Origin of the sequence: Neisseria brasiliensis (assembly GCF_009671065.1) — a bacterium.
GTDB classification, from domain to species: domain Bacteria; phylum Pseudomonadota; class Gammaproteobacteria; order Burkholderiales; family Neisseriaceae; genus Neisseria; species Neisseria brasiliensis.
In genome coordinates, this window is record NZ_CP046027.1 from 1,706,014 (window position 1) to 1,729,946 (window position 23,933).

Genomic DNA, 23,933 nt, shown 5'->3' on the forward strand with positions numbered 1-23,933 from the left:
GGGTAATAGATGAGTAACACAACCGTAGAACAATTTGCCACCGAAATGAATAAACCCGTCGATGTTTTGTTGAAGCAACTGCAAAGCGCTGGCGTGAATAAAAGTAGCGGCAGCGACTCGTTGACTTTGGAAGATAAGCAGCTTTTGGCTCAATATTTGAAAAAGCAAAATGGCAGCGACAACGCCACCATCAGCATTAGCCGTACCAAAAAAGAAGTCAGCACTGTGGGCAGCGTTAAAGTGGAAACGCGCCGTCGCAGCCGTGCCGTGAGCATTCCTTCTGCCGATGAGATTGCGGCCGAAGCCAAAGCCAAGGCTGAAGCACAAAAAGCAGCTGAAGCGGAAGCAGCACGCAAAGCGCAAGCGGAAAAAGAAGCAGCCGAGAAAGCTGCTGCCGAACGCGCAAAAGCGGAAGCTGAAGCAGCCCGCTTGAAAGCGGCGCAACAAGCCAAAGCAGAAGAGAAAAAAGCCGTTGAGCCTGAAGTGAAGCCGTCTGAAGAGAAGGCTGAAGAAAAAGCCAAACCGGCTGCTAAACCAAAACAGGACAAGCCACAAAACAAAGCGAAAGAAGCACCGAAAAAAGCTGTGTCGGCGCCGGCCGTACCTAAACCGGTGGTGAGTGCGGCCGAACAGGCTATGCGTGACGAAGAAGCCGAGCGCGCGGCTAAACTGCGTGCTGCCCAAGAAGCTTTGTTGCGTGAGAAACAAGAGCGTCAAGCACGTCGTGAAGCCGTGAAACAACAGGCTGCTCAAGAAGCAAAAGCGGCTAAAGAAAACAAAGCCGGCGAAGTGCGCAGCGCGAAACCTTCTAAACCGGCCAAGCCTGCTGAAAAAGCGGCAGAAGCTGATAAAGCAGCTGCTCCGGCTCGTGCGAAAAAAGATGATCGCCGTAATCGTGATGATGTCGATGCCCGTCCACGCGGCGGTAAAAATGCCAAAGGCGGCCGTAACCAAGGTGGCCAAGACGAACGCGTTCGTGGTGGCAAAAAAGGCAAAAAACAGCTCAAGCTGGAGCCAAATCAACACGCCTTCCAAGCGCCGACCGAGCCGGTGGTGCATGAAGTGTTGATTCCGGAAACCATTACCGTAGCCGATTTGGCGCACAAAATGGCGGTAAAAGGCGTGGAAGTGGTGAAAGCCTTGATGAAGATGGGCATGATGGTTACCATCAACCAATCCATCGACCAAGATACCGCATTGATCGTGGTAGAAGAACTCGGCCATATCGGTAAACCGGCTGCTGCGGACGATCCGGAAGCATTCTTGGATGAAAACGCCGAAGTTGTGGAAGCCGAATTGCTGTCACGTCCGCCTGTAGTGACCGTGATGGGTCACGTTGACCACGGTAAAACCTCGTTACTCGACTACATCCGTCGTGCCAAAGTGGTACAAGGCGAGGCCGGTGGTATTACCCAGCACATTGGTGCTTACCATGTACAAACCCCACGCGGTGTGATTACCTTCTTGGATACCCCGGGTCACGAAGCGTTTACTGCGATGCGTGCGCGTGGTGCCAGAGCGACTGACATCGTGATTTTGGTGGTGGCTGCCGATGACGGCGTGATGCCGCAAACCATCGAAGCGATTGCCCACGCGAAAGCAGCAGGTGTGCCGATGGTGGTTGCTGTGAACAAAATCGATAAAGAAGCGGCCAACCCTGAGCGTATCCGTCAAGAATTGACCGCGCATGAAGTGGTGCCGGACGAATGGGGCGGCGATGTTCAATTTATCGATGTTTCGGCCAAAAAAGGTCTGAACATTGATGCCTTGCTCGAAGCTGTGTTGCTGGAAGCTGAGGTATTGGAATTGACCGCACCGGTAGAAGCGCCGGCCAAAGGTATCATCGTTGAAGCCCGTTTGGACAAAGGCCGCGGTGCCGTAGCTACCCTGTTGGTGCAAAGCGGTACGCTGCGTAAAGGCGATATGCTGTTGGCCGGTACGGCCTTTGGTAAAATCCGTGCCATGAGCGATGAAAATGGTAAGTCGATTAGCGAAGCTGGTCCTTCTATTCCGGTAGAAATTTTGGGCTTGTCTGATGTGCCGAATGCGGGTGAAGATGCCATGGTGTTGGCCGACGAGAAAAAAGCGCGCGAGATTGCTTTGTTCCGTCAAGGTAAATACCGTGATGTCCGTTTGGCCAAACAACAAGCGGCGAAGCTGGAAAACATGTTTAACAACATGGGCGAAAGCCAAGCGCAATCTTTGTCGGTTATCATCAAAGCCGACGTACAAGGTTCTTACGAAGCTTTGTCAGGCAGTCTGAAAAAACTGTCGACCGACGAAGTCAAAGTCAATGTATTGCACAGCGGTGTCGGCGGTATTACCGAGAGTGACGTCAACTTGGCCATCGCTTCCGGTGCCGTGATTATCGGCTTTAACGTGCGCGCTGATGCATCTGCACGCAAACTGGCTGAAACCGAGAGCGTAGAAATCCGCTACTACAATATCATCTACGACGCGATTGACGATGTGAAAGCAGCCATGAGCGGTATGTTGGCACCTGAAGAAAAAGAACAGGTAACCGGTACGGTGGAAATCCGTCAAGTCATCAGCGTATCCAAAGTCGGCAATATTGCAGGCTGTATGGTGACCGATGGTGTGGTAAAACGCGATTCGCACATCCGTCTGATCCGTAACAACGTGGTGATTCATACCGGCGAACTGGCTTCGTTGAAACGCTATAAAGACGATGTCAAAGAAGTGCGCATGGGCTTTGAGTGTGGTTTGATGCTCAAAGGCTATAATGAAATCATGGAAGGCGACCAGCTCGAATGCTTCGATATCGTCGAAGTGGCGCGTTCGCTGTAATGTGATTGAATAGTCGATGAAAGGCCGTCTGAATTCAGACGGCCTTTTTTATGGTTTATTAGAGTGTATGAATGGTGAATATTGTAGATTTAAGTTCAATAAAATCAGTATTAAATTCACTTGGAATAATTTGTTAATTTATTAAAAAGTTAATTTAAAACAGTCAGTTATTTAATTAGTGTATTTGAACTATTTTCATTTTCGACAGGTCTAATGCTCGCACTATACGGTCTGATTAATCGCTGTTTCAGACGGCCTATGGCTGCATAACGTTAACAACTCAATTACTGCAGTCTTATACCATGGAAACGAATCAACAATTACGTACTACTCAAAGCTTGACCCAACATTTCGAAGGCACGGCTGCCGATGATGCTTATTATGTGAAATCAACCCAAGATACCATTAAAGAACAGGCCAATGGCGGTTATGATACGGTGTACAGCGATGTCAGCTATGTGTTGCCGACCCATGTCGAAGCGCTGGTGTTAACCGGCAGCGCCAATATTTACGGCTCAGGCAACAACAGCGGCAATATGTTGGTAGGCAATGAAGGCAAAAACCGCTTGAACGGCGGTCGTGGTAATGATGAAATATTCGGTAATCACGGCAACGATGTGCTCAACGGCGGTGAAGGCCACGACAAACTTTATGGCGGTACCAGTAATGATGTTTTGAACGGCCAAACCGGTAATGATGAGCTATACGGCGGCTTGGGTAGCGATACTTATTTTTTCCAAGCCAATAGCGGTAAGGATTTTTTATCTGACCGCGAAGGCAATAATACCGTACGTTTTGCTGCCGGTGTCAGCCCTGAAAGCATTCGCATTGAATCACTTTTAGACAGCGACGGTAATACCGGCTGGGTGATTCATTTTGATGAACAAAATGCATTGATTATCGCCAATCAATACTTATACGGCGAAACCCTGGTGAATTTCGGACGGGGCGACGGCAAAGAAAGCCTTTACCTTGACTTAAAATCCGAGAGCGAAACCCTGCATTTCACCGGTGATTTGACCTTGTCGGATTTGACGCTGACCACCACCACACAAGGTGTATGGACAACGTGGCTTGTCGGCATCAAAGGCAGCAATGATTCCGTATCCATTGCGCAATACGAAGAAGGCGTGTTGAATTTCAACGATCAGCCCGGTACCGGCGTTGACCGCTTTACCTTTGAAAACGGTCAAAGCTACAGTGCTGCCGAATTCAGCGCCGCATTAAGCCAGCTGGAGCAAAACAACGCTGCCGTAATCTGATTGATGATTGAATTGTGACAAAAATAAAGGCCGTGTGAAAGCCATAGGTTTTCAGACGGCCTTTTGTATTTGATTCATTAATCATTGATTTATATTGGTTTTGTAATAGTTAAAAGATTAAAGAATTTTTAGCTTTCAATCCGTATCGTCACATCTTTGTCACATTCCCTTGCTAAACTGCCTGCGGTTATTGAGCAATAGGCCGTCTGAAACGTGCGGGCATTTTGTCGGGCAAATATCTTCAGTAGGCCGTCTGAAACATATCTGAATAGGGAATATCATGGGTAAACCATTTGTCGGCACCATCAAAAAATCACACGCCGAAGACATCGACAACAGCAGCAATAATCCGGCGTTTTCTCAAATTATGGACGCGCGCCTGTCACGCCGCCGCGTGTTGCAGAGCTTCGGCGCATTGGGTGTGACCAGCATGTTGCCGTTGAGCCTGATGAGCAAGGAAGCGCAAGCCGCGACAGAAGCAACACGTTTCCAACCAACACCACGCTTCTCGCGCGCCACCACATTGGGCTTTAAGAGCGTACCGTTTTCCACTAAAGACAAAGTGATTGTGCCGGAAGGCTATACCGCGCAAGTGCTGTACCGTTGGGGCGACAGCACCGGTATCGCGGGTAATATGCCGGCATTTAAGAGCAATGCGGGCAACAGCGCAGCCGAGCAGGCCGCACAAGCTGGTATGCACCACGACGGTATGGCGTTTTTCTCGCTGCCTTTGGGTTCACAAACATCCAACCGCGGCCTGCTGGCGATGAACCACGAATACATCGACAACGGCTTGCTGTTCCCTGACGGCATGGCCAACTGGTCGTTGGAAAAAGCCCGTAAAGGCCAAAACGCAATGGGGATTTCGATGGTGGAAGTTCGCCGTGGTGCCAATGGCTGGCAAGTGGTGCGTCCGTCGCCGTTTGCCCGCCGCATTACCGCCAACACCCCGATGAGCGTAACCGGCCCTGCACGCGGCCACAGCCTGATGCGCACCGCCGCCGACAGCCAAGGCGCGCTGGTGTTGGGTACGATGCAAAACTGTGCCAACGGCCGCACGCCGTGGGGCACTTATCTGACCTGCGAAGAAAACTGGAGCGACATTTTCACCAACAACAGCGGCGAAATCACGCCATTGGAGAAACGCTACGGCATCGGCAAGGAAGAAAACGATTATCTGTGGAGCAAGGTGGACGAGCGTTTCGACAGCAGCAAAAATCCGAATGAGCCGAACCGCTTTGGTTGGATTGTCGAAATCGACCCGTTTAATCCAAAATCCACGCCGCGCAAACACACGGGCTTGGGTCGCTTCAAACACGAAGGCGCCGAGCTGACCGTTACCCCAAGCGGCCGTTTGGCAGTATATATGGGTGACGACCAACGTTTTGAATACATTTATAAATTTGTTTCAAAAAACCGTTACCAACCGGGCGAGCAACACCGCGCGGCCAATATGCGTTTGCTGGAAGAGGGTACGCTGTATGTGGCGCGCTTCAATGAAGACGGCACCGGCGAATGGCTGCCGTTGGTACACGGCCAAAACGGTTTGACCGCAGAAAACGGCTTTGCCGACCAAGGAGAATTGTTGGTGAAAACCCGTTTGGCGGCAGACAAAGTCGGCGCCACCAAAATGGATCGTCCGGAATGGATTTCCGCCGACCCGTTTAAATCCGGCAGCCTGTATTGCACTTTGACCAACAACAGCCAACGCGGCCAAGAAGGCAAACCGGGCACTGATGCCGCCAATCCGCGCAGCAATAATTTGTTTGGCCACATCATCCACTGGCAGGAAGCCGATGGTGACGGCACGCAAACCGCGTTTAAATGGGATATTTTGGTGATGGCGGGCAAACCGGATGCGGCCAAAGAAGAACATCGCGGCAACATCAGCGGCGACGCCTTCGGTAGTCCGGATGGTTTGGCATTCGATCATCGCGGTGTGTTGTGGATTCAAACCGACGTATCGACTTCCACGCTGAACATGAAAGAATATGCCGGCATGGGCAACAACCAAATGGTGGCTACGATTCCGGGTACCGACGAATACCGCCGTTTCCTGACCGCACCAAACGGCGCAGAAGTGACCGGCATTGCGTTCACACCGGACAATAAAACGCTGTTTATCAACATTCAACACCCAGGCGAACCGGCTAAAGGCGCGTCTGATCCGACCAATCCGAAAGCAGTATCGTCATGGCCGGAAGGCATTCGCGGCGGCCGTCCGCGTGCGGCAACGGTGGTGATTACCAAGAATGATGGTGGGTTGATTGGCAGCTAAATAAAAATCCTTCTAATGACAACACAAAGGCCGTCTGAACAATATTTGTTCAGACGGCCTTTACTATTGACGATGAATTACTCAATCACTTCTTCGATAATCGTGTTGTAAGAAGAGGAATCGAAGGTTGGCATTGGCGGCGGCAACAGCGTATCGAGGCTGAGGCTGTTGGCATTTAAGGTCGGGTAGCCGCTGAAGGTTACCGAATAGCCGCCGCTGCCGGTGCTGCGCACTTTAGCGTGTGCGCCTAGTGGGAAGGTGGCTTTATTGGTGATGTGGCCGAATGGGAAGCCGCTCAATACCGGCACACGGGTTACGCGGTTGATTTGGTTGATGACCGCCGACAAATCATAGCTCGAATCATAGATATCGCGGATGGTGCCCATACGGAAATCGCCGAAGATAATCGCACGTTGCTTTTGCAATACACCGGATAAATAGAGCGTATTGAGCATGCGCTCGATGCGGTAAGGCTGTTCGCCCACATCTTCGAGAAACAGGATGCCGCCGTTGATATCGGGCATGTAAGGCGTACCGGCCAATGAGGCCAATACACTCAAATTGCCCCCCCAGAGTGTGCCTTCCACATTCATATCGCTGCGCTGGATGGCGGAGACATCGATGATGTTGGTGGTGTTGGTGGTGCCGCGGATAAACGAATCCATGGTGTACACGCTCGGGGTAGGTTTACCGAATTCGCTATACACCATCGGGCCGGCAAAACTCATCATATTGCCTTTGGCCAACAAGGCCAATTGCACGGCGCATACGTCGCTGAAGCCGAAAAATAAGGTGCCGCGTTCACGCATACGCGCGCCCAAGGAAGCAAAATCAATGTTTGGCAACAAACGTGCCGCACCATAGCCGCCGCGCAAGCCCATCAAGACTTTAGGCGTTTTCACACGGCCGCTGGCGACTTCTTGGAAATCATTGATGCGCTCGGCATCGGTTCCGGCAAAGCGCTGATAACGGCGCAAACCGGCCTGCTGGTTGGTGACGGTAAAACCGGCGTTATACAGGCGGGTTAAGCCGACATTGACGCGGTCGTAAGATTCGGCAAAGCCGGAAGGCGCGACAACACGCAAAATATTGTCACCGGAGCGGGCAGGTTGGGGGCGGCGGGGTTGCACAGTTTGGCTTCTTGATGGGGTACGGTTAACAGTAGGTTTCTGGGTAGAGCTGGTGCCACAGGCTTGCAGCAATCCTGCACCGGCCACTGCGGCCGAAGCGCGTAAAAAATGGCGGCGGGAAGGTTTCCAAGACATAAAACATCCTTTTTGATGGGGCGGCAAAACGCCGTATAGTTCATTTATATCAGGCCGTTTGAACAGCAGGCAGCCAAATAAATGGGATTGATTAAATGTTTCAGACGGCCTGTAATCCAAGAGGCCGTCTGAAACTTAAGCCAGCAGGGCTTTGATTTGTTGCGGCCAATCTTGCGGCAGCGTCATTTCGTGGCTGCGGCTGGCCGGTGCCCAAATCGGTGCCGGAAAATTGGCATCGTTTTCAAAACGCGCAATCACATGCCAATGCAGGTGCGGCACCACATTACCCAAGCTCGCCAAATTGATTTTGGTCGGTTTCAATACTTGGCGCATGGCGGATTCCACGCGATAGACCATATCCATGATTTCATCGCGCTGCGCTTGCGGCAAATCGGTCATTTCCGCGACATGTTGTTGCCAAATCACGCGACAGAAAGCAGGCGAACCGGCTTCATTGTGCACGGCAATCACGCGCAGATTCGGTGTTTGCAGCAAAACATCTTCATTTTCCGCATGGCAAATCGGGCAACTCATGGCAATCCTTATGACATCAATCGAATCGAAGGGCATATTCTAAGAGAAAAGGCCGTCTGAATCATCTTTTCAGACGGCCTTTTGACATAACTTTAGAAAAATGTGGCAATTTGTCGGTTGGGAAACAAGTTTGGCAGAAGATGTAATGAATCTTTCATTTGCGCACACTACATAAATTTTGCCGCGCCACGGTTGGCCAATTCATCGGCGCGTTCGTTTTCCGCATGTCCCGCGTGGCCTTTGACCCACGTCCAGCGTACATCATGTTGGCTGACCAGTTCATCCAGCGTTTTCCACAAATCATCGTTTTTCACCGGCTTTTTGGCGGCGGTTTTCCAGCCGTTTTTTTTCCAGCCGGCAATCCAGCTTTCCATGCCGTTTTTGACGTATTGCGAGTCGGTGCAGACTTGCACGGTGCAGCGGCGTTTCAAGCTTTTCAAGCCTTCGATGACGGCGGTGAGTTCCATGCGGTTGTTGGTGGTTTCGGCTTCGCCGCCGAATAGCTCTTTTTCATGCACGCCGTAGCGCATCAACACGCCCCAGCCGCCCGCACCCGGATTGCCTTTGCAGGCGCCGTCGGTATATAGGTAAACGGTTTTATCCATAAAACGTCTCTTGATTGAACCGCCGAATCATAACACAGGCCGTCTGAAAAGATTGAATTTAAAATAAACAAGCATATAATATGAATGTTATTTTAAAAGGAAACCACATGAGCGCGTCACAAGCATTATTCCGCTATCAGCAATTGCCGGTTTGGACTGCCGACACCATTCCCGAAGCCTTATTGAGCCAACACAATACCCAAGAAGGTACATGGGGCAATTTAATCGTCAAAAAAGGCCGTCTGAAATTTTATGAATTGTCGGAAACAGGCGAAACTTTGGCCGAACACGAACTCACGTCCGAGACCGATGATTGGCTGATTGCGCCGCAGCAATGGCATAAAATCCAAGCGCAAACGGCTGATACCGAAATCCAGCTTGAGTTCTACTGCCAAGCCGCGGATTATTTCCACAAAAAATACGGCATGAGCGCCACGCATTCTGCCGTACGCGCCGCTGAAAACATCGTGCCGCCGGGCAAGGCATTGGACATGGGCTGCGGACAAGGCCGCAATGCGTTGTATCTCGCGTTGCAAGGATTCGACGTCACCGCCGTCGATAACAACCCGATGGCGGTGCAAAACGTGCAGGAGCTGGCCGCACGCGAAGGGCTGGAAGTGGATGCGTTTGAATACGATTTAAATGCCGCCAATATTCAGGACGATTTCGATTACATTGTGGCAACCGTGGTGATGATGTTCCTCCAGCCGCGCTTTATTCCGCAAGTGATTGCCAACATGAAAACGCGCACCAAAGCTGGTGGCTACAATTTGATTGTCTCGGCGATGGATACCGAAGATTTTCTATGCCCGATGCCGTTTCCGTTTAAATTCAGCGAAGGCGAATTGCGCGAATACTATCAGGATTGGGAATTAGTTGAATACAAAGAAGAATTGGGTGCGATGCACGCCAAAGACGAATTTGGCAATCCGATTCAGTTTAAATTTGTGACCATGCTGGCGAAAAAGCCGGCGTAAAGCAATAGGCCGTCTGAAGTGTTCAGACGGCCTATGATGATTGATATGATCGTTATGCCAAAATTTCTTCAAATTTGCCAATCAATTGATTAATAATAGCTTCTTCGCTGAATTCGGTCAAACAATCTTGACGCAGCTTTTGTGGTGAGAAACGGTCGCGCTGTTCATACATTTGAATCAATGCATCGGCGAGTGCATCGATGTTTTCAGCCGGAATCAGAAAACCGTTTTCCGGCCGCACAATCGATTGTGGCCCGCCGCATTTTGTGGCAATTACCGGTAAGCCTTGCGACAGGGCTTCGATATACACCACGCCGAAGGTTTCGGTGCGGCTGGCCAACACAAACGCATCGCTTTGGCGCATTAAATTCAATACTTCATTGGTTTTCAGCGCGCCTAAGAAGCTGACTGATTCGGTAATGCCCAATTGTTTGGCAAGATTTTTTAGATTCTCGCCTTCCGGGCCGGCACCGCCGATTTTGAGTTTTAAATCAGGATATTTCTGCAAGGCTTTGGCAAAGGCGGGCAGGAGTAAATCATGGCCTTTTAAATGGCGCAAATGGGAAACGCTGCAAAAGGTGAAATCGCTTTCTGATTTTTCAGGAAATTCAAACGGTTGGGTGAAGTTTTTGCCTAAAATATTCGGTAAATAAGACCATTGTGTGCCGGGATATTTTTGATTGAGTAAGTCGGCAAAATCGCGACTGACGGCATAAAGGCCGGAAGCGTGTTTGGCTGCTTCGCGCATAGCCGGCCATTGGTCATCACGAATCAGATCGCGGGCGTAGGTGCTGCTGTGTTCCGTGATAATGTAGGGAATGCCGTATTTCTTGAAGATTTTACAGGCCAAAATGCCGGCATAATTCACCACATGCGCATGAATTAAATCGGGTTTGCCGTTTTCTTTGATGTAGGCTTCAAATGCTTTCATGCCTGCACGTACCCACAACACGCGGTTTAAATCAACAAAAGGCGAGCGCGGGAACAGATACATGCCGTCATAAACATAGATATCCATTTGGTTTTCTTGATATTTTCTAAGTCCGTAAGGGCCGCTAAGCAAGGTTTTCGGCTGCGCGCGCAGGTGGCGGAACATCGGCGCAATGACACTGACTTTGTTGATTTTGCTGCTTTTCTGCAAGCCTTGAGCCTGAATTCTGAAGAAAATTCCATCAACATCTTGCTGGGATTTGGGATACCAAGAAGGGAGAACGACAACGTGCATGGGGATTCCTGAAAAGAGATAGGGAATGATTCAAATCATTCAGACCTAAAGAATCGAAAATAATTCAATTTCAATAATGGATATTTGATGGGAAGAATAGGCCGTCTGAAAGGAAATGCTTTCAGACGGCCTTTAACTATCCACCCTTATTCGCCCGCTACGGTCATCTCACTAATCAGCACCGAGCCGATTTTGTTGGACGAGCGGCGCAGGGCATCGTTGGCGATGCCGACGACGTTTTGATACATATCCTGCAATCGTCCGGCAATGGTGATTTCGTGCACGGGATAGGCGATTACACCGTTTTCCACCCAGAATCCGGCGGCACCGCGCGAATAGTCGCCGGTGATGGTGTTGACACCTTGCCCCATCAGTTCGGTTACCAGTAAGCCTGTGCCCATTTCTTTGAGCAGGTCGGCTTGGCTGGTGTGGGTGTGGCTGAGATACAGATTATGTGCGCCGCCTGCGTTGCCGGTGGATGTCATGCCGAGTTTGCGGGCGCTGTAGCTGCTTAAAAGGTAGCCTTGTACCACGCCGTTTTCAATCAGGAAACGCGGGCGGGTGGCAACACCTTCGGAGTCGAAATAAGTACTGCCGAAAGCGCGTGGGATATGCGGTTCCTCGCGCAGGTTGACGAAATCGGGCAGGATTTTTTTGCCCAAACTGTCGATTAAGAAGCTGCTTTGGCGGTAAAGCGCACCGCCGCTCAATGCACCGACCAAATGGCCGATTAAACCGCCGGCGACAGTGGTGTTGAACATCACCGGATAGCTGCCGGTAGGCAGGATTTGGCTGTCGAGGCGGCGCACGGTGCGTTCGGCGGCGATGCGGCCGATGCTTTCCGGTGTATCCATATCTTGATGGCGGCAAGACGCGTCATACCAATAATCACGCTGCATACCATGCTCATCGGCGGCGACCACGCTGCAGGAAATGCTGTGGCGCGTGCCTTGCTGGTGTGCCATAAAGCCGTGCGAATTGCCGTAAACGTATTGGTAATGGCTGGTTTGCACGCCCGCGCCTTCGGAATTTTCAATGCGCGGATCGAATGACAAGGCGGCTTGTTCACATTGTTTCGCCAATTCGATGGCGGCTTCGGCACTTAAATCCCACTCGTGATAACGGTCGAGATCGCCGATTTCAGTGGCCATCAAATCTTTATCGGCCAAGCCGGCGCAATCGTCTTCGGCGGTGTATTTGGCGATGTCGATGGCAGCTTGTACGGTGTCTTGCAAGGCATTTGGCGAGAAATCGGCGGTGCTGGCGCGGCCTTTGCGTTGGCCGACGTAAACAGTGATGTCCAACGATTTATCCTGCTGGAATTCGATTTGCTCGATTTCGTTCAGGCGCACGCTCACGCCTTGGCCGATGGATTCGTTGAAGTCGGCTTCGGCAGCTGTGGCACCCAATTGCTGCGCCAGCGACAGGGTTTGGCTGCACAGTTGAATCAGTTCGTCTTGAGAGTGGTTAAACAGCATAAAGATTATCCGGAAAAAAGTGCGCTTATTTTAACTGTTTTCAGACGGCCTCGGCAAAAATGTCGTCATAGGTGGGATATATTGAACCGACAGCCCGTCATCTCATGGTAAAATCAGCGATTGAAAAATTTTACTGAGCAAATGCAATATGATTGACAACGAAGAAGAATGGGTCAGCAAAACCCAGATGAAAAAGCAGATGAACCATCTGCAGGATTTGGGCATGGAATTGACCAAGCTGTCGAACGAAACGCTGAAGAAAATCGGTTTGGACGAAGATTTATACGAAGCCGTGCAAGGCTATAAAAAAATCACCTCCAACAGCGCGCTCAAACGCCAAGCGCAATATATCGGCCGCCTGATGCGCGACACCGATCCCGAGCCGATTGAACGCTATCTGGCCAAGCTGCGCGGCGACAATGCGGCGCACAATGCCTTTTTGCAACGCGTGGAGCAAGCCCGCGAACGTCTGATTGCCGACGATGATGCGTTTACGACATTCATGGCCGATTACCCGCAAGCCGATGCCGGAAAACTGCGCACCTTAATCCGCAACACGCGCAAAGAGCAGGAGCAAAACAAACCGCCGAAAAGCTTCCGCGCTTTGTTCCAAGAAGTGAAGGCTGTGATGGAAGGTAATTCTGGTGGCGATGATGATTTTGATGTCGCAGATATTGAAGAATAATTATGTTCTCTTACAGTTTCAGACGGCCTCGTAAACCACAGGCCGTCTGAAAATCATTTAACCTTATTCATGAAACCACAACATGGCCGTAAAGATACAAACCCGTTCAATCAACCAATCCGTGTGCGACACCTTAATCAATGCCGGTGCCGACCCGCTGATTGCGCGCCTGTGTGCCGCGCGTGATGTGCAAACACCGCAGGAATTGGAAGACAAGCTCACCGGATTGCTGCCGTATCAGTCGCTGACCCAATGCGAAGCGGCGGCGGCGCGTTTGGCCGATGCCATTGCGCGGCAGGAAAAAATCTTGATTGTGGCCGACTACGATGCTGATGGTGCAACTGCTTGCGCAGTGGGCATCAAAGGCTTGAGCGCGATGGGAGCGGTGGTGGATTTTTTGGTGCCCAACCGTTTTGAACACGGCTACGGCCTCACGCCTGAATTGGCGGAAATCGCAGCAGAAAAGGGCACCAACCTGCTGCTGACGGTGGATAACGGCATCGCCAGCTTGGCCGGTGTGGCACGGGCGCAGGCCTTGGGTTTGGATGTGGTGGTGACTGACCATCACCTTCCGGCCGAGCAGGTGCCGGATTGTATTATTGTGAATCCGAACCAGCGCGGTTGCGGCTTTGAGAGCAAAAGTCTGGCCGGCGTGGGCGTGATTTTTTATGTGTTGATGGCTTTGCGTGCCGAATTGCGCCGCCGACACTATTTTTCAGACGGCCTGCAAGAGCCGAATCTGGCGGAATTATTGGATTTGGTGGCATTGGGTACGGTGGCCGATGTGGTTTCGCTTGACCACAATAACCGCATTTTGGTGTCGCAGGGGTTAAAACGCATGCGGCAGGGTAAGATGCGGCCGGGCATTCGCGCATTGTTTGAAGTGGCGCGGCGCGATTGGCGCAAGGCGCAGCCGTTTGACATGGGCTTTGCGTTGGGGCCGCGCATCAATGCGGCCGGCCGTTTGGACGATATGTCGCTCGGCATCGCCTGTTTGCTGGCCGACAATGACGCACAGGCTCAAGAGCTGGCGGCACAGTTGAACAACCTTAATATCGAGCGTCGCGAAATCGAGCAATCCATGCTGCAAGATGCCTTGGATTCATTCCCCGAAACCTTGCCGAGCCAGCAAACCACGTTGGTGGCTTACCGTGAAGACTATCATCAGGGCGTGGTCGGCATTGTCGCCAGCCGCTTGAAAGACCGCTTTTACCGCCCGACCATTGTGTTTGCGCCGGCGGATAACGGCGAAGTGCGCGGTTCGGGGCGTTCCATTCCCAATCTGCATTTGCGCGATGCCTTGGATTTGGTCAGCAAACGCCATCCCGATTTGATTTTGAAATTCGGCGGCCATGCAATGGCGGCAGGTTTGAGTATTTTAGAACACAATATTCCTGCGTTTCAGACGGCCTTTGAGCAAGCCGTGCGCGATATGGTGCGCGAAGACGATTTGTCGCAAACCTTCATTACCGACGGCAGCCTGCCTGCGGTCGAAATTACCTTGAAACAAGCGCAAAACCTTGCCCGCCATGTATGGGGACAGGGCTTTGCACCGCCAAGCTTTACCGATGAATTTCATGTCGTGCGCCAGCAATGGATGGGCGCGGAAGGCAAGCATAAAAAAGTGTGGCTGCAAAAAGACGGCTTTGAATTTGAAGCAATGTTTTGGCGATGCAGCGAAGAAATTCCCGAATATATCCGCACCGTGTACCGCCCCGTAGCCAATGAATGGCGCAATAATGTGGAATTGCAGCTTTATATTGATTATTGGGAAGCGGCGTAAAGAATATAAAATTAGGCCGAGACCTTTGCAAAACTGATCAATCATTAATAAAAACCAAAACTGCCGTCATTCCTGCGCAGGCGGGAATCCATCTCAGAATTCAAGAAACCTATTTTATTCAATAGTTTGTCATATTGAAAAATGGATCCCCGCCTGCGCGGGAATGACGGCTGTTTTATGTGTGCTGGCTCTTGAAGGAGTTTTGCAAAGGTCTCAGGCCGTCTGAAAGTCAGTAAATGCTTTCAGACGGCCTGAATATTGTTTGGATTTTAAACTGAAGTCATGCCATGAAATTTCTGATATTTTTACTTGTTGCCGCTTTGGGTAATGTACTGTACCACACCGGACAAAAATCACTGCATGATGTGGCAAGTAACCCGATGAGCGTGTTGGCAGTGTATTATGCTGCGGCGCTGGTGTTGAGCTTACTGCTGATGCCTTTGTTCGGCAAAGTGTCGTTTAATGATACTGCCACGCTGGCAGCAAATTGGCGTGTTTGGTTGGTGGCCGGTGGTATTTTGCTGATTGAGCTGGGCTTTTTGTTGGCTTACCAATCTGGTGGCTCGGCACAATGGTCGGGCGTGGCGGTGAACGGTATGGCCGCTTTGCTGTTGATACCGTTGGCGATTTGGCTGTTTGGCGAGCAGTTTTCATGGCAAAAAGTGGTGGGAATTGTGTTGACCTTGAGCGGGCTTTATTTTTTGGTGAGAAAATAGTATACTGGTTTTCATCAAAAAAGGCCGTCTGAAACACGATGTTTCAGACGGCCTTTTATTATCTATAGATTAGAAACGGCGTTTCAGTTGACAAGCTTGCAAGATGTATACCGCCAATTCTTCTACCGATTTATCGGTGGTATTGGTAAACGGAATACCGTGGCGTTTAAACATCGCTTGCGCATCGGCCACTTCGCTGCGGCAGGTGTTGATTTGCGCATAGGTCGAATTCGGGCGGCGCTCTTGGCGGATGGCTTGCAGGCGCTCCGGTTGGATGGTCAGGCCGAACAATTTGTCTTTGTAAGGTTTCACCATGCGCGGCAAATCGCTCGATTCTAAATCATCGGGAATCAGCGGGTAGTTGGCGGCGCGGATGCCGTATTGCAGTGCAAGATACAGGCAGGTCGGGGTTTTGCCGGAGCGCGATACGCCCATCAAAATCACATCGGCTTCTTGCAGGTTTTTGTCGCTGACGCCGTCGTCGTGATTGAGTGAGAAGTTCACCGCTTCCATACGCGCGTCGTAGCGTTGGGTGTTGCCGATACTGTGGTGGCCTTGCGAGGCCAAAGTGGCTTCGGCGTTTAACTCTTTTTCCAATGCACCTAAGAAGGTTTCAAAGAAATTGATTTGGTAGGCATTGGCGGTTTTAATCATGTTGCGGATTTCATCATTCACCACGCTGACAAAAGCAATTGGGCGTTCGCCGTTGGCTTCGGCATTGGCGTTGACTTTGGCAATCACTTCCTGTGCTTTTTCAACGGTGTTGATGAAAGGGTAGGTGTAGCGTTTGAATTCGAGATTACCGAATTGATTGAGCAGTGCTTCGCCGATGTTTTCAGCGGTCAGGCCGGTGCGGTCGGAAATATAAAAAATATGGCGGGGTTTGGACATACGTTTCTCTCTAATGAATGAAATGTAGAAGATATAAGTTTGATAATAGCAAGAGACGCGGTCGCAATAAAGCGCATCGTTTCAAACTACAAAGAATTACAACAAAATTAAATAAAGTTAAAATACCAATTTTTTATAAGAAAAATCGAAATTTTTGAAATTTTATGCTAATTTAAATGATTAATAGAGGTATCGTAATTTCATTAATTTATCTTAAACCCTATATTTTACAAGGGTGTAAGCTGTTTCGATACATTTCAACTATATTGATTTCATTTCACTACATCGCTGTAGCCCGCAATTTTTCAGACGGCCTTAAGCATTTTTGAAGCATAAAGTACATGACAGGAATAGTTCGAATGTCTTAGAATAAATGAGCAGATTCATTTCTTTTTTAACATAATACGAACTGGATGAAAAATGGCAGCAAACTACGTGATTTGGTTTGAAAACTTACGCATGACCGACGTCGAAAGCGTAGGTGGTAAAAATGCTTCTTTGGGCGAAATGATCAGTCAGTTGACTGAAAAAGGCGTACGCGTACCGGGCGGCTTCGCCACCACGGCCGACGCATACCGTGCTTTCTTGGCACACGAAGGCTTGAGTGAGCGTATCTCTGCTGCATTGGCTAAGCTGGATGTTGAAGATGTGGCCGAGCTGGCGCGCGTGGGTAAAGAAATCCGCCAATGGATTTTGGATACGCCGTTCCCTGAGCAGCTCAATGCCGAAATTGAAGAAGCTTGGAACAAAATGGTTGCCGATGCCGGTACTGCGGATATTTCTGTAGCCGTTCGTTCATCTGCAACTGCAGAAGACTTGCCGGACGCTTCATTTGCCGGTCAGCAAGAAACATTTCTGAATATCAATGGTTTGGAAAATGTAAAAGAAGCCATGCACCATGTGTTTGCTTCGCTTTACAACGACCGTGCCATTTCTTACCGCGTACACAAAGGCTTTGAACACGATATCGTGGCCTTGTCTGCCGGTGTACAACGCATGGTGCGTTCAGACAGCGGCTCTTCAGGCGTGATGTTCAGTATCGATACCGAATCGGGTTACGATCAAGTAGTGTTCGTGACTTCGTCTTACGGTTTGGGTGAAAACGTCGTGCAAGGCGCGGTAAACCCTGATGAATTCTATGTATTCAAACCAACTTTGAAACAAGGCAAACCGGCGATTTTGCGTAAGACCATGGGTTCTAAGCAAATCAAGATGATTTTCACCGATAAAGCCGAAGCCGGTAAATCTGTGACCAATATTGACGTGCCGGAAGAAGACCGCAACCGCTTCTCGATTACCGATGAAGAAGTGACCGAGTTGGCACACTACGCATTGACCATTGAGAAACACTACGGCCGTCCGATGGACATCGAATGGGGTCGTGACGGTGTTGACGGCAAACTGTATATCCTGCAAGCCCGTCCGGAAACCGTGAAATCTCAAGAAGACAGCACCCGCAGCCTGCGTCGTTACACCATCAACGGCGACAAACAAGTCTTGGCTGAAGGCCGTGCGATTGGCCAAAAAGTCGGCCAAGGTAAAGTGCGCTTGGTGAAAGATTCTTCACAAATGGAAAGTGTGGAAGCCGGTGACGTATTGGTTACCGATATGACCGACCCGGATTGGGAACCGGTGATGAAGCGCGCTTCTGCGATTGTGACCAACCGTGGCGGCCGTACTTGCCACGCCGCAATTATTGCGCGTGAATTGGGTATTCCGGCGGTAGTAGGTTGCGGCAACGCCACCGAATTGCTGCAAGAAGGCCAAGAAGTGACCGTATCTTGTGCCGAAGGCGACACCGGTTTGATTTATGCCGGTTTGCTGGATGTGAACGTAACCGACGTGGCGTTGGACAATATGCCGAAAGCGCCGGTAAAAGTGATGATGAACGTCGGCAATCCTGAATTGGCGTTCAGCTTTTCCAGCCTGCCGAGCGATGGAATTGGTTTGGCGCGCATGGAATTCATCATTAACCGCCAAATCGGTATCCACCCGCAAGCCTTGCTCGAATTTGACAGCCAAGATGACGAATTGAAAGCCGAAATCAGCCGCCGCATTGCCGGTTACGCTTCTCCGGTTGATTTCTACGTGGATAAAATCGCCGAAGGCGTGGCCACATTGGCTGCTTCGGTTTACCCACGCAAAACCATCGTGCGTATGTCCGATTTCAAATCTAACGAGTATGCCGGTTTGGTCGGCGGTGAAAAATACGAGCCGCACGAAGAAAACCCAATGCTTGGCTTCCGTGGTGCCGCACGTTATGTGTCGGAAGATTTTGCCGAATGTTTCGCACTGGAATGTAAAGCACTGAAACGCGTTCGCGATGAGATGGGTTTGACCAACGTTGAAATCATGATTCCGTTCGTGCGCACGTTGAGCGAAGCCGAAGCCGTAATTAAAGCTTTGAAAGAAAACGGCTTAGAGCGCGGTAAAAACGGTCTGCGTTTGATCATGATGTGCGAAGTACCAAGCAACGCATTGTTGGCCGAGCAATTCCTGCAATACTTCGACGGCTTCTCAATCGGCTCTAACGACATGACACAATTAACTTTGGGTGTGGACCGTGACAGCGGCGGCCCGATTGCAACCACTTTCGATGAACGCAACCCTGCCGTGAAAGTGATGCTGCACTTGGCGATTTCTGCCTGCCGCAAGCAAAACAAATACGTCGGTATTTGCGGCCAAGGCCCGTCAGATCATCCTGATTTCGCCAAATGGTTGGTTGAAGAAGGCATCGAAAGCGTGTCTTTGAATCCGGATACCGTGATTGAAACTTGGTTGTATTTGGCCAATGAATTGAACAAGTAAGGCCGTCTGAAAAGATTAGCCTAAACGATTAACCGCCCTGTGAATGCAGGGCGGTTTTTTGCCGCTTGGGATTCAATAACTGTAGCTTTCAGACGGCCTAGTTTATATTTAATAAGCAGTTTTAAAGTAAGTTATCCCATTATCATTTTAATAAAGCAATTTGCGCTGTGTGGGAGCCGCCTTAATCAATGATATAAAAATATTGTATTTAACAAATATAGATACTTTGTTTTATAATGGTTAAATTGAAAAATAATCCTTGATTTTCTGAATATTGTACGATAATCAAGCATGTAAATAAATGAAGGCTGATTGTCATGGCACGAGGCTTTCTATATGGATGATGAAAATGAACCGGTTTTTGACAATGGGTTTGGTGTCGGTAGCGATGAGTGCTGTATCAGCAGCGGCTTGGGCGCAAACTCATTCTGTGTACTTCAATCAACAAGGCAAGATTACCGCGACGATGTCGTCTGTGGCCTACGTGCGTCAGTATAAAGTCAACGCCGGTTTGGCGCAGGTGCAGGATTTTTATTATCCATCCATGAAAAAATATTCCGAGCCTTATCAAGTGCAAACCAACCAGATTAAGGTGTTTGTACCGGTCTTGGATAATGGAACATTGACCTTATGGCATTTTAATGGTCAGAAAAAAATGGTCGGCAGCTACCGTAATGGCAAGCCCAATGGTGAATGGACCAACTGGTATCCGAATGGCAAAAAATCAGCCGTTATGCCTTATTTGAATGGCTTGAGCAACGGTGTTGGTGCCCGCTATTACCGCAACGGCAATAAAGAAAGCGAAATCCAGTTTAAAAACGATAAAGCCAACGGCTATTGGAAACAATGGTATGCCGATGGTAGCCCGAAAACAGAAATGCGGATGGTGGACGATCAACCGATGGAAATGCTCAGTTGGGATGAATCCGGCAGATTATTGACTGAAATGTCGTTTAGAAATGGCCGCCGCAACGGCATTGTGTTGGATTGGTATGAAGACGGTTCGAAAAAATCAGAAGCCGTGTATCAAAACGACCAATTGGTCAAAAAGACTTTGTGGGATCAAGATGGGTTTGAAATCGAATAAATAAGTAATGTTTATACAACAAGGCCGTCTGAAAGGAAATGCTTTCAGACGGCCTTGTTGTATGTTGAACCTTATTCTTCGCCCAGCAATTGTTCGCGGGTAAGCAGGAGGACGAAGCCGTCACCGCCGCTGGTTTCTAGCCAAGTAAATGGCAGTTCAGGGTAGGCGGCTTCGAGCACATCACGATTATGGCCGATTTCGACCAACAATACACCTTTCGGATTGAGGAACTTAGCGGCTTGCAAAATAATTTCGCGGGTGGCATCCAAGCCGTCTTGGCCGCTGCCGAGTGCCAATTCCGGTTCGTGCAAGTATTCGTCGGGCAGGGTATCAACGGATTCGGCATCGACGTATGGCGGGTTGGAAACGATTAAGTCGTATGTGCCTTCCAAGCCTTCGAATAAGTCGGTGTGAATCAGGCTGATTCGGTCTTCTAAGCCGTATTCTTCGACGTTAATAGCGGCGACTTCGAGTGCGTCCAAGCTTAAATCGACGGCATCGATTTCGGCAGCCGGGTAGTGGTGTGCCATCTGAATCGCCAAACAGGCGCTGCCGGTGCAAAGGTCGAGCGCGCGGTTGACCAATTCGGGGTATTCAATCCAAGCGGTGAGCGAATCGCCTAGTAATTCATAGATGAAAGAACGCGGCACGATGACGCGCTCGTCAACATAAAAGTCAAAATCGCCTTGCCATGCTTGATTGGTCAGGTAGGCAACCGGCAGACGCTCGGTAACGCGGCGTTCGATGAGTGCCAATACTTCTTCTTTTTCGGTTTGTAACAGCTTGGCATCGAGATACGGATCGAGCGTGTCGAGCGGTAAGTTCAGCGTGTGTAAAATCAGATAAGCAGCTTCGTCGTGGGCGTTGTCGGAGCCGTGTCCGAAGAAAAGCTCGGCATCGTTAAAGCGGCTGACGGCAAAGCGCAAAATGTCGCGGATGGTGGTGAGTTCTTTGGCTGCTTGGGTAAACATGATGATTGTCGCCGTAAAGGTTGGAATAGGGGCATTATAGCAGAAAAGGCCGTCTGAAAAGCTGTCGGTTGCCGTGAGAGAAAGGGTGTTTGGCGTATAAAATCATGTGTAGGAAAGGTGATTAAATTGGTTTAAAACGAGCAGGTAAAAGGCCGTCTGAAATATTTCAGACGGCCTTTAAAGTCAGCAATCAAACATTATTTGCTGCGACTGAATACCATTTTGGTGGCTTGCCATGCGACACAGAATGCGCCGCCGATGAACACCAAGTCAGCTGCGGTACGAACCCAGCGTAAGGTATCCAAGAGTTCCATCTGCAGGAATTCTTCGCTACGGGCATACCACAAACCTTGCGATACAGAAGCCCAAGCTTGGATGGCGCCAATTGGCAACAGGCTGATGACAATCATGCCGACCAAACCGCCGTTGAGCAGCCAGAAGCCCCAAGTCATCAATTTGTCGTCAAATTGTGCTTCCGGTTTGATGTAGCGGGCCACCAGTAATACGAAGCCCAGTGCCAAGAAGCCATATACGCCGAACAAAGCTGCGTGTGCGTGAACTGCGGTGGTGTTCAGGCCTTGGATGTAGAACAATGAAATCGGCGGGTTAATCAGGAAGCCGAATACACCGGCACCAATCATGTTCCAGAATGCTACGGCCACGAAACACATCAGCGGCCAACGCAGGCGTTTTGCCCATTCAGTAGTGTTTTGGTAAGACCAATGTTCGTAAGCTTCACGACCCAGTAATACTAAAGGTACCACTTCCAAGGCAGAGAAACATGCGCCGATGGCCATAGAGGCAGAAGTCGAACCGGTAAAGTACAAGTGGTGCAGAGTACCTGGGATACCACCCATCATGAAGATGGCGGCGGCGGCCAAAGTAGAAGCAGTTGCGGTGCTGCGGCGTACGAAGCCCATGTTGTAGAAAATAAAGGCAAATGCGGCAGTAGCAAATACTTCGAAGAAGCCTTCTACCCACAAGTGAACCACCCACCAGCGCCAGTATTCCATCACGGCAATTGGAGATTTTTCACCGTAGAACAAGCCTGGTGCGTAGAACACACCCACACCAACCATAGACGCTACGAAAATCGCCAGCAAGTTTTTGTCGGTGCCTTTTTCGCGGAAGGCGTTTACGGTACAACGCAACATCAGGAACAGCCACAACAGCAAGCCGACCATCAGCAGAAGTTGCCAGAAACGGCCCAAGTCTAAGTATTCGTAACCTTGGTGGCCGAACCAGAAGTTCAATTCAGGCGGCATGATGTGTGACAAGGCGAAGAAGTTACCGGCGTATGAACCAACTACCACGATAAACAGGGCGATATACAGGAAGTTAACGCCTGCTACTTGGAATTTAGGATCTTTACCACCATTGACGATTGGCGCCAAGAACAAACCGGCCGTCAGGAAGCCTGTGGCAATCCAGAAAATCGCCGATTGGATGTGCCAAGTACGGGTCAGCGAGTAAGGCAGCCAGTCAGAAATTTCAATGCCCAATGCTTTATCGATGCCATAGAAACCTTGCCCTTCAACAGTATAGTGCGCAGTCAAACCGCCCAGCAATACTTGTGCACAGAACAATGCAACAGTCAGGAATACATATTTACCCAAAGCTTTTTGAGAAGGTGTCAGCGCAATTTTCGCTACCGGATCTTCAGTCGGGATTTCTACTTCTTCGTGTTTGGTCAGGAATGAGTAACCCCACATCAGCAAGCCAATACCCAATAGCAACAGAACGATACTGGTGAACGACCACATGTAGTTTTCAGTAGTCGGCACGTTGTTGATCAAAGGTTCGTGCGGCCAGTTGTTGGTGTAGGTAAACACTTCGTCAGGACGGTTGGTTGAAGAAGACCATGCAGTCCAGAAGAAGAAATTAAACAATTTTTCACGCGCTTCTTCACTTGGCAAGGTGTTGTTTTTCATTGCAAAGTGTTCACGGGTGGTTTGCAGCGCAGGATCGTCGCCATAAACGCCGTGGTAATAAGGCAGAATGGTTTCGATGGCTTTAGCGCGCGTATCGCTGATGACTACCGAGCCGTCTTCTTTTACAGAGCTTTGAACGCGGTATTCATCTTGCAAACGGGTTTTCAATACAGCTTGCTCTTCAGCAGTCAGCTCATCAAATTTTTTGCCGTAATCAGCTTGGGCAGTCAAGTCTAACCATGCCACCAGCTCGCGGTGCAGCCAGTCTGCAGTCCAGTCAGGTGCTTGGTAGGCACCGTGGCCCAATACGGAACCAACTTCCATACCGCCGGTGGTTTGCCAAGCGGATTGGCCGGCGAGAATGTCGTCTTTGGTCATCAACACTTTGCCGGAAGTGGTAACGACTTGTTCAGGGTAAGGAGGTGCTTTCTTATAGATCTCGCTACCCATATAACCAAGAATGGTGAAACAGACTGTCAGCACTGCAATCAGCAGTAGCCAAAGTTTCTTGTACTGTCCCATTTTAGTACTCCTTGTTTTGGTAAATGGTAAATGGCTTATTTAATTCATCAAATATGAATGTTAAAGATTGTAGCATGATTTATACTTTAGTAAAACGATTTCTATGG

Annotated in this window: 17 protein-coding genes; 9 read left to right on the top strand and 8 right to left on the bottom strand. The window is 49.8% G+C overall.

Going from position 1 to position 23,933, the window contains the following annotated elements:
- The first annotated feature begins 9 nt into the window (after window positions 1-9).
- The 3 genes from infB (at window position 10) to GJV52_RS08575 (ending at window position 6,348) form a co-directional block, all read left to right on the top strand.
- A complete protein-coding gene (gene infB / locus GJV52_RS08565) occupies window positions 10-2,808 on the top strand; it encodes a translation initiation factor IF-2 (protein WP_095503256.1) in 2,799 nt (932 codons plus the stop codon).
- Between the two features lie 302 nt (window positions 2,809-3,110).
- On the top strand, window positions 3,111-4,070 hold the full coding sequence (locus GJV52_RS08570) for a calcium-binding protein (RefSeq protein ID WP_100562943.1): 960 nt from the start codon (window positions 3,111-3,113) through the stop codon (window positions 4,068-4,070).
- Between the two features lie 280 nt (window positions 4,071-4,350).
- Window positions 4,351-6,348, top strand: coding sequence for a PhoX family protein (locus GJV52_RS08575; protein ID WP_100562942.1), 1,998 nt, complete (start codon window positions 4,351-4,353; stop codon window positions 6,346-6,348).
- A 77-nt stretch (window positions 6,349-6,425) separates the two neighbouring features.
- On the opposite strand, the gene GJV52_RS08580 is transcribed toward GJV52_RS08575, so the two are convergent.
- The 3 genes from GJV52_RS08580 to rnhA all read right to left on the bottom strand — a co-directional run bounded on the left by GJV52_RS08580 (window position 6,426) and on the right by rnhA (window position 8,752).
- On the bottom strand, window positions 6,426-7,613 hold the full coding sequence (locus GJV52_RS08580; protein ID WP_100562941.1) for an LD-carboxypeptidase: 1,188 nt from the start codon (window positions 7,611-7,613) through the stop codon (window positions 6,426-6,428).
- 135 nt (window positions 7,614-7,748) lie between these two features.
- Window positions 7,749-8,147 carry an HIT family protein gene (locus GJV52_RS08585; RefSeq protein ID WP_095503260.1) on the bottom strand — a complete coding sequence of 133 codons (399 nt, stop codon included), beginning with the start codon at window positions 8,145-8,147 and terminating at the stop codon, window positions 7,749-7,751.
- 167 nt (window positions 8,148-8,314) lie between these two features.
- Window positions 8,315-8,752: a ribonuclease HI gene (rnhA, locus tag GJV52_RS08590; protein ID WP_100562940.1), complete on the bottom strand. Its 438-nt coding sequence runs from the start codon at window positions 8,750-8,752 to the stop codon at window positions 8,315-8,317.
- Between the two features lie 107 nt (window positions 8,753-8,859).
- On the opposite strand from rnhA, the gene tehB reads away from it, so the two are divergent.
- Window positions 8,860-9,729 (top strand): SAM-dependent methyltransferase TehB, encoded by an 870-nt coding sequence (gene tehB / locus GJV52_RS08595; RefSeq protein WP_100562939.1) that lies wholly within the window; start codon window positions 8,860-8,862, stop codon window positions 9,727-9,729.
- Between the two features lie 52 nt (window positions 9,730-9,781).
- Here tehB and GJV52_RS08600 read toward each other — a convergent pair whose 3' ends face one another.
- Window positions 9,782-10,954, bottom strand: a complete 1,173-nt coding sequence (locus tag GJV52_RS08600) for a glycosyltransferase (RefSeq protein WP_100562938.1) — start codon at window positions 10,952-10,954, stop codon at window positions 9,782-9,784.
- A gap of 146 nt (window positions 10,955-11,100) precedes the next feature.
- Entirely contained in the window at window positions 11,101-12,432 is a 1,332-nt protein-coding gene (gene pmbA / locus GJV52_RS08605) for a metalloprotease PmbA (protein WP_100562936.1), read from the bottom strand.
- A gap of 148 nt (window positions 12,433-12,580) precedes the next feature.
- Here pmbA and yjgA point away from each other — a divergent pair, with 148 nt between their 5' ends.
- From yjgA to GJV52_RS08620, 3 genes are all read left to right on the top strand, one after another.
- Window positions 12,581-13,117, top strand: coding sequence for a ribosome biogenesis factor YjgA (gene yjgA, locus GJV52_RS08610; RefSeq protein WP_095503265.1), 537 nt, complete (start codon window positions 12,581-12,583; stop codon window positions 13,115-13,117).
- Window positions 13,118-13,199: 82 nt separating this feature from the next.
- Window positions 13,200-14,900, top strand: coding sequence for a single-stranded-DNA-specific exonuclease RecJ (gene recJ / locus GJV52_RS08615; RefSeq protein WP_100562934.1), 1,701 nt, complete (start codon window positions 13,200-13,202; stop codon window positions 14,898-14,900).
- A gap of 287 nt (window positions 14,901-15,187) precedes the next feature.
- Window positions 15,188-15,616, top strand: a complete 429-nt coding sequence (locus GJV52_RS08620) for a hypothetical protein (protein ID WP_100562932.1) — start codon at window positions 15,188-15,190, stop codon at window positions 15,614-15,616.
- Between the two features lie 69 nt (window positions 15,617-15,685).
- On the opposite strand, the gene ppsR is transcribed toward GJV52_RS08620, so the two are convergent.
- The gene (gene ppsR, locus GJV52_RS08625; protein WP_095502240.1) at window positions 15,686-16,507 is read right to left on the bottom strand and encodes a posphoenolpyruvate synthetase regulatory kinase/phosphorylase PpsR; all 822 of its coding nucleotides are present in this window, start codon (window positions 16,505-16,507) and stop codon (window positions 15,686-15,688) included.
- A gap of 420 nt (window positions 16,508-16,927) precedes the next feature.
- On the opposite strand from ppsR, the gene ppsA reads away from it, so the two are divergent.
- Together ppsA and GJV52_RS08635 are read left to right on the top strand one after the other, a co-directional pair.
- Entirely contained in the window at window positions 16,928-19,315 is a 2,388-nt protein-coding gene (gene ppsA, locus GJV52_RS08630; RefSeq protein WP_100562929.1) for a phosphoenolpyruvate synthase, read from the top strand.
- Window positions 19,316-19,664: 349 nt separating this feature from the next.
- On the top strand, window positions 19,665-20,402 hold the full coding sequence (locus tag GJV52_RS08635; RefSeq protein WP_100562946.1) for a toxin-antitoxin system YwqK family antitoxin: 738 nt from the start codon (window positions 19,665-19,667) through the stop codon (window positions 20,400-20,402).
- A gap of 71 nt (window positions 20,403-20,473) precedes the next feature.
- Here GJV52_RS08635 and prmB read toward each other — a convergent pair whose 3' ends face one another.
- Both prmB and GJV52_RS08645 read right to left on the bottom strand, forming a co-directional pair.
- Window positions 20,474-21,373: a 50S ribosomal protein L3 N(5)-glutamine methyltransferase gene (gene prmB, locus GJV52_RS08640; RefSeq protein WP_095502439.1), complete on the bottom strand. Its 900-nt coding sequence runs from the start codon at window positions 21,371-21,373 to the stop codon at window positions 20,474-20,476.
- 197 nt (window positions 21,374-21,570) lie between these two features.
- Window positions 21,571-23,826 (bottom strand): nitric-oxide reductase large subunit, encoded by a 2,256-nt coding sequence (locus GJV52_RS08645; protein WP_095503569.1) that lies wholly within the window; start codon window positions 23,824-23,826, stop codon window positions 21,571-21,573.
- Window positions 23,827-23,933 lie beyond the last annotated feature (107 nt).

Coding starts and splice junctions, on each gene's coding strand:
- rnhA (WP_100562940.1), bottom strand. CDS start 8,752: ATGGATAAAACCGTTTACCTATATACCGACGGCGCCTGCAAAGGCAAT.
- GJV52_RS08620 (WP_100562932.1), top strand. CDS start 15,188: ATGAAATTTCTGATATTTTTACTTGTTGCCGCTTTGGGTAATGTACTG.
- tehB (WP_100562939.1), top strand. CDS start 8,860: ATGAGCGCGTCACAAGCATTATTCCGCTATCAGCAATTGCCGGTTTGG.
- infB (WP_095503256.1), top strand. CDS start 10: ATGAGTAACACAACCGTAGAACAATTTGCCACCGAAATGAATAAACCC.
- GJV52_RS08635 (WP_100562946.1), top strand. CDS start 19,665: ATGAACCGGTTTTTGACAATGGGTTTGGTGTCGGTAGCGATGAGTGCT.
- ppsR (WP_095502240.1), bottom strand. CDS start 16,507: ATGTCCAAACCCCGCCATATTTTTTATATTTCCGACCGCACCGGCCTG.
- prmB (WP_095502439.1), bottom strand. CDS start 21,373: ATGTTTACCCAAGCAGCCAAAGAACTCACCACCATCCGCGACATTTTG.
- GJV52_RS08600 (WP_100562938.1), bottom strand. CDS start 10,954: ATGCACGTTGTCGTTCTCCCTTCTTGGTATCCCAAATCCCAGCAAGAT.
- GJV52_RS08645 (WP_095503569.1), bottom strand. CDS start 23,826: ATGGGACAGTACAAGAAACTTTGGCTACTGCTGATTGCAGTGCTGACA.
- recJ (WP_100562934.1), top strand. CDS start 13,200: ATGGCCGTAAAGATACAAACCCGTTCAATCAACCAATCCGTGTGCGAC.
- yjgA (WP_095503265.1), top strand. CDS start 12,581: ATGATTGACAACGAAGAAGAATGGGTCAGCAAAACCCAGATGAAAAAG.
- GJV52_RS08570 (WP_100562943.1), top strand. CDS start 3,111: ATGGAAACGAATCAACAATTACGTACTACTCAAAGCTTGACCCAACAT.
- GJV52_RS08580 (WP_100562941.1), bottom strand. CDS start 7,613: ATGTCTTGGAAACCTTCCCGCCGCCATTTTTTACGCGCTTCGGCCGCA.
- pmbA (WP_100562936.1), bottom strand. CDS start 12,432: ATGCTGTTTAACCACTCTCAAGACGAACTGATTCAACTGTGCAGCCAA.
- GJV52_RS08575 (WP_100562942.1), top strand. CDS start 4,351: ATGGGTAAACCATTTGTCGGCACCATCAAAAAATCACACGCCGAAGAC.
- GJV52_RS08585 (WP_095503260.1), bottom strand. CDS start 8,147: ATGAGTTGCCCGATTTGCCATGCGGAAAATGAAGATGTTTTGCTGCAA.
- ppsA (WP_100562929.1), top strand. CDS start 16,928: ATGGCAGCAAACTACGTGATTTGGTTTGAAAACTTACGCATGACCGAC.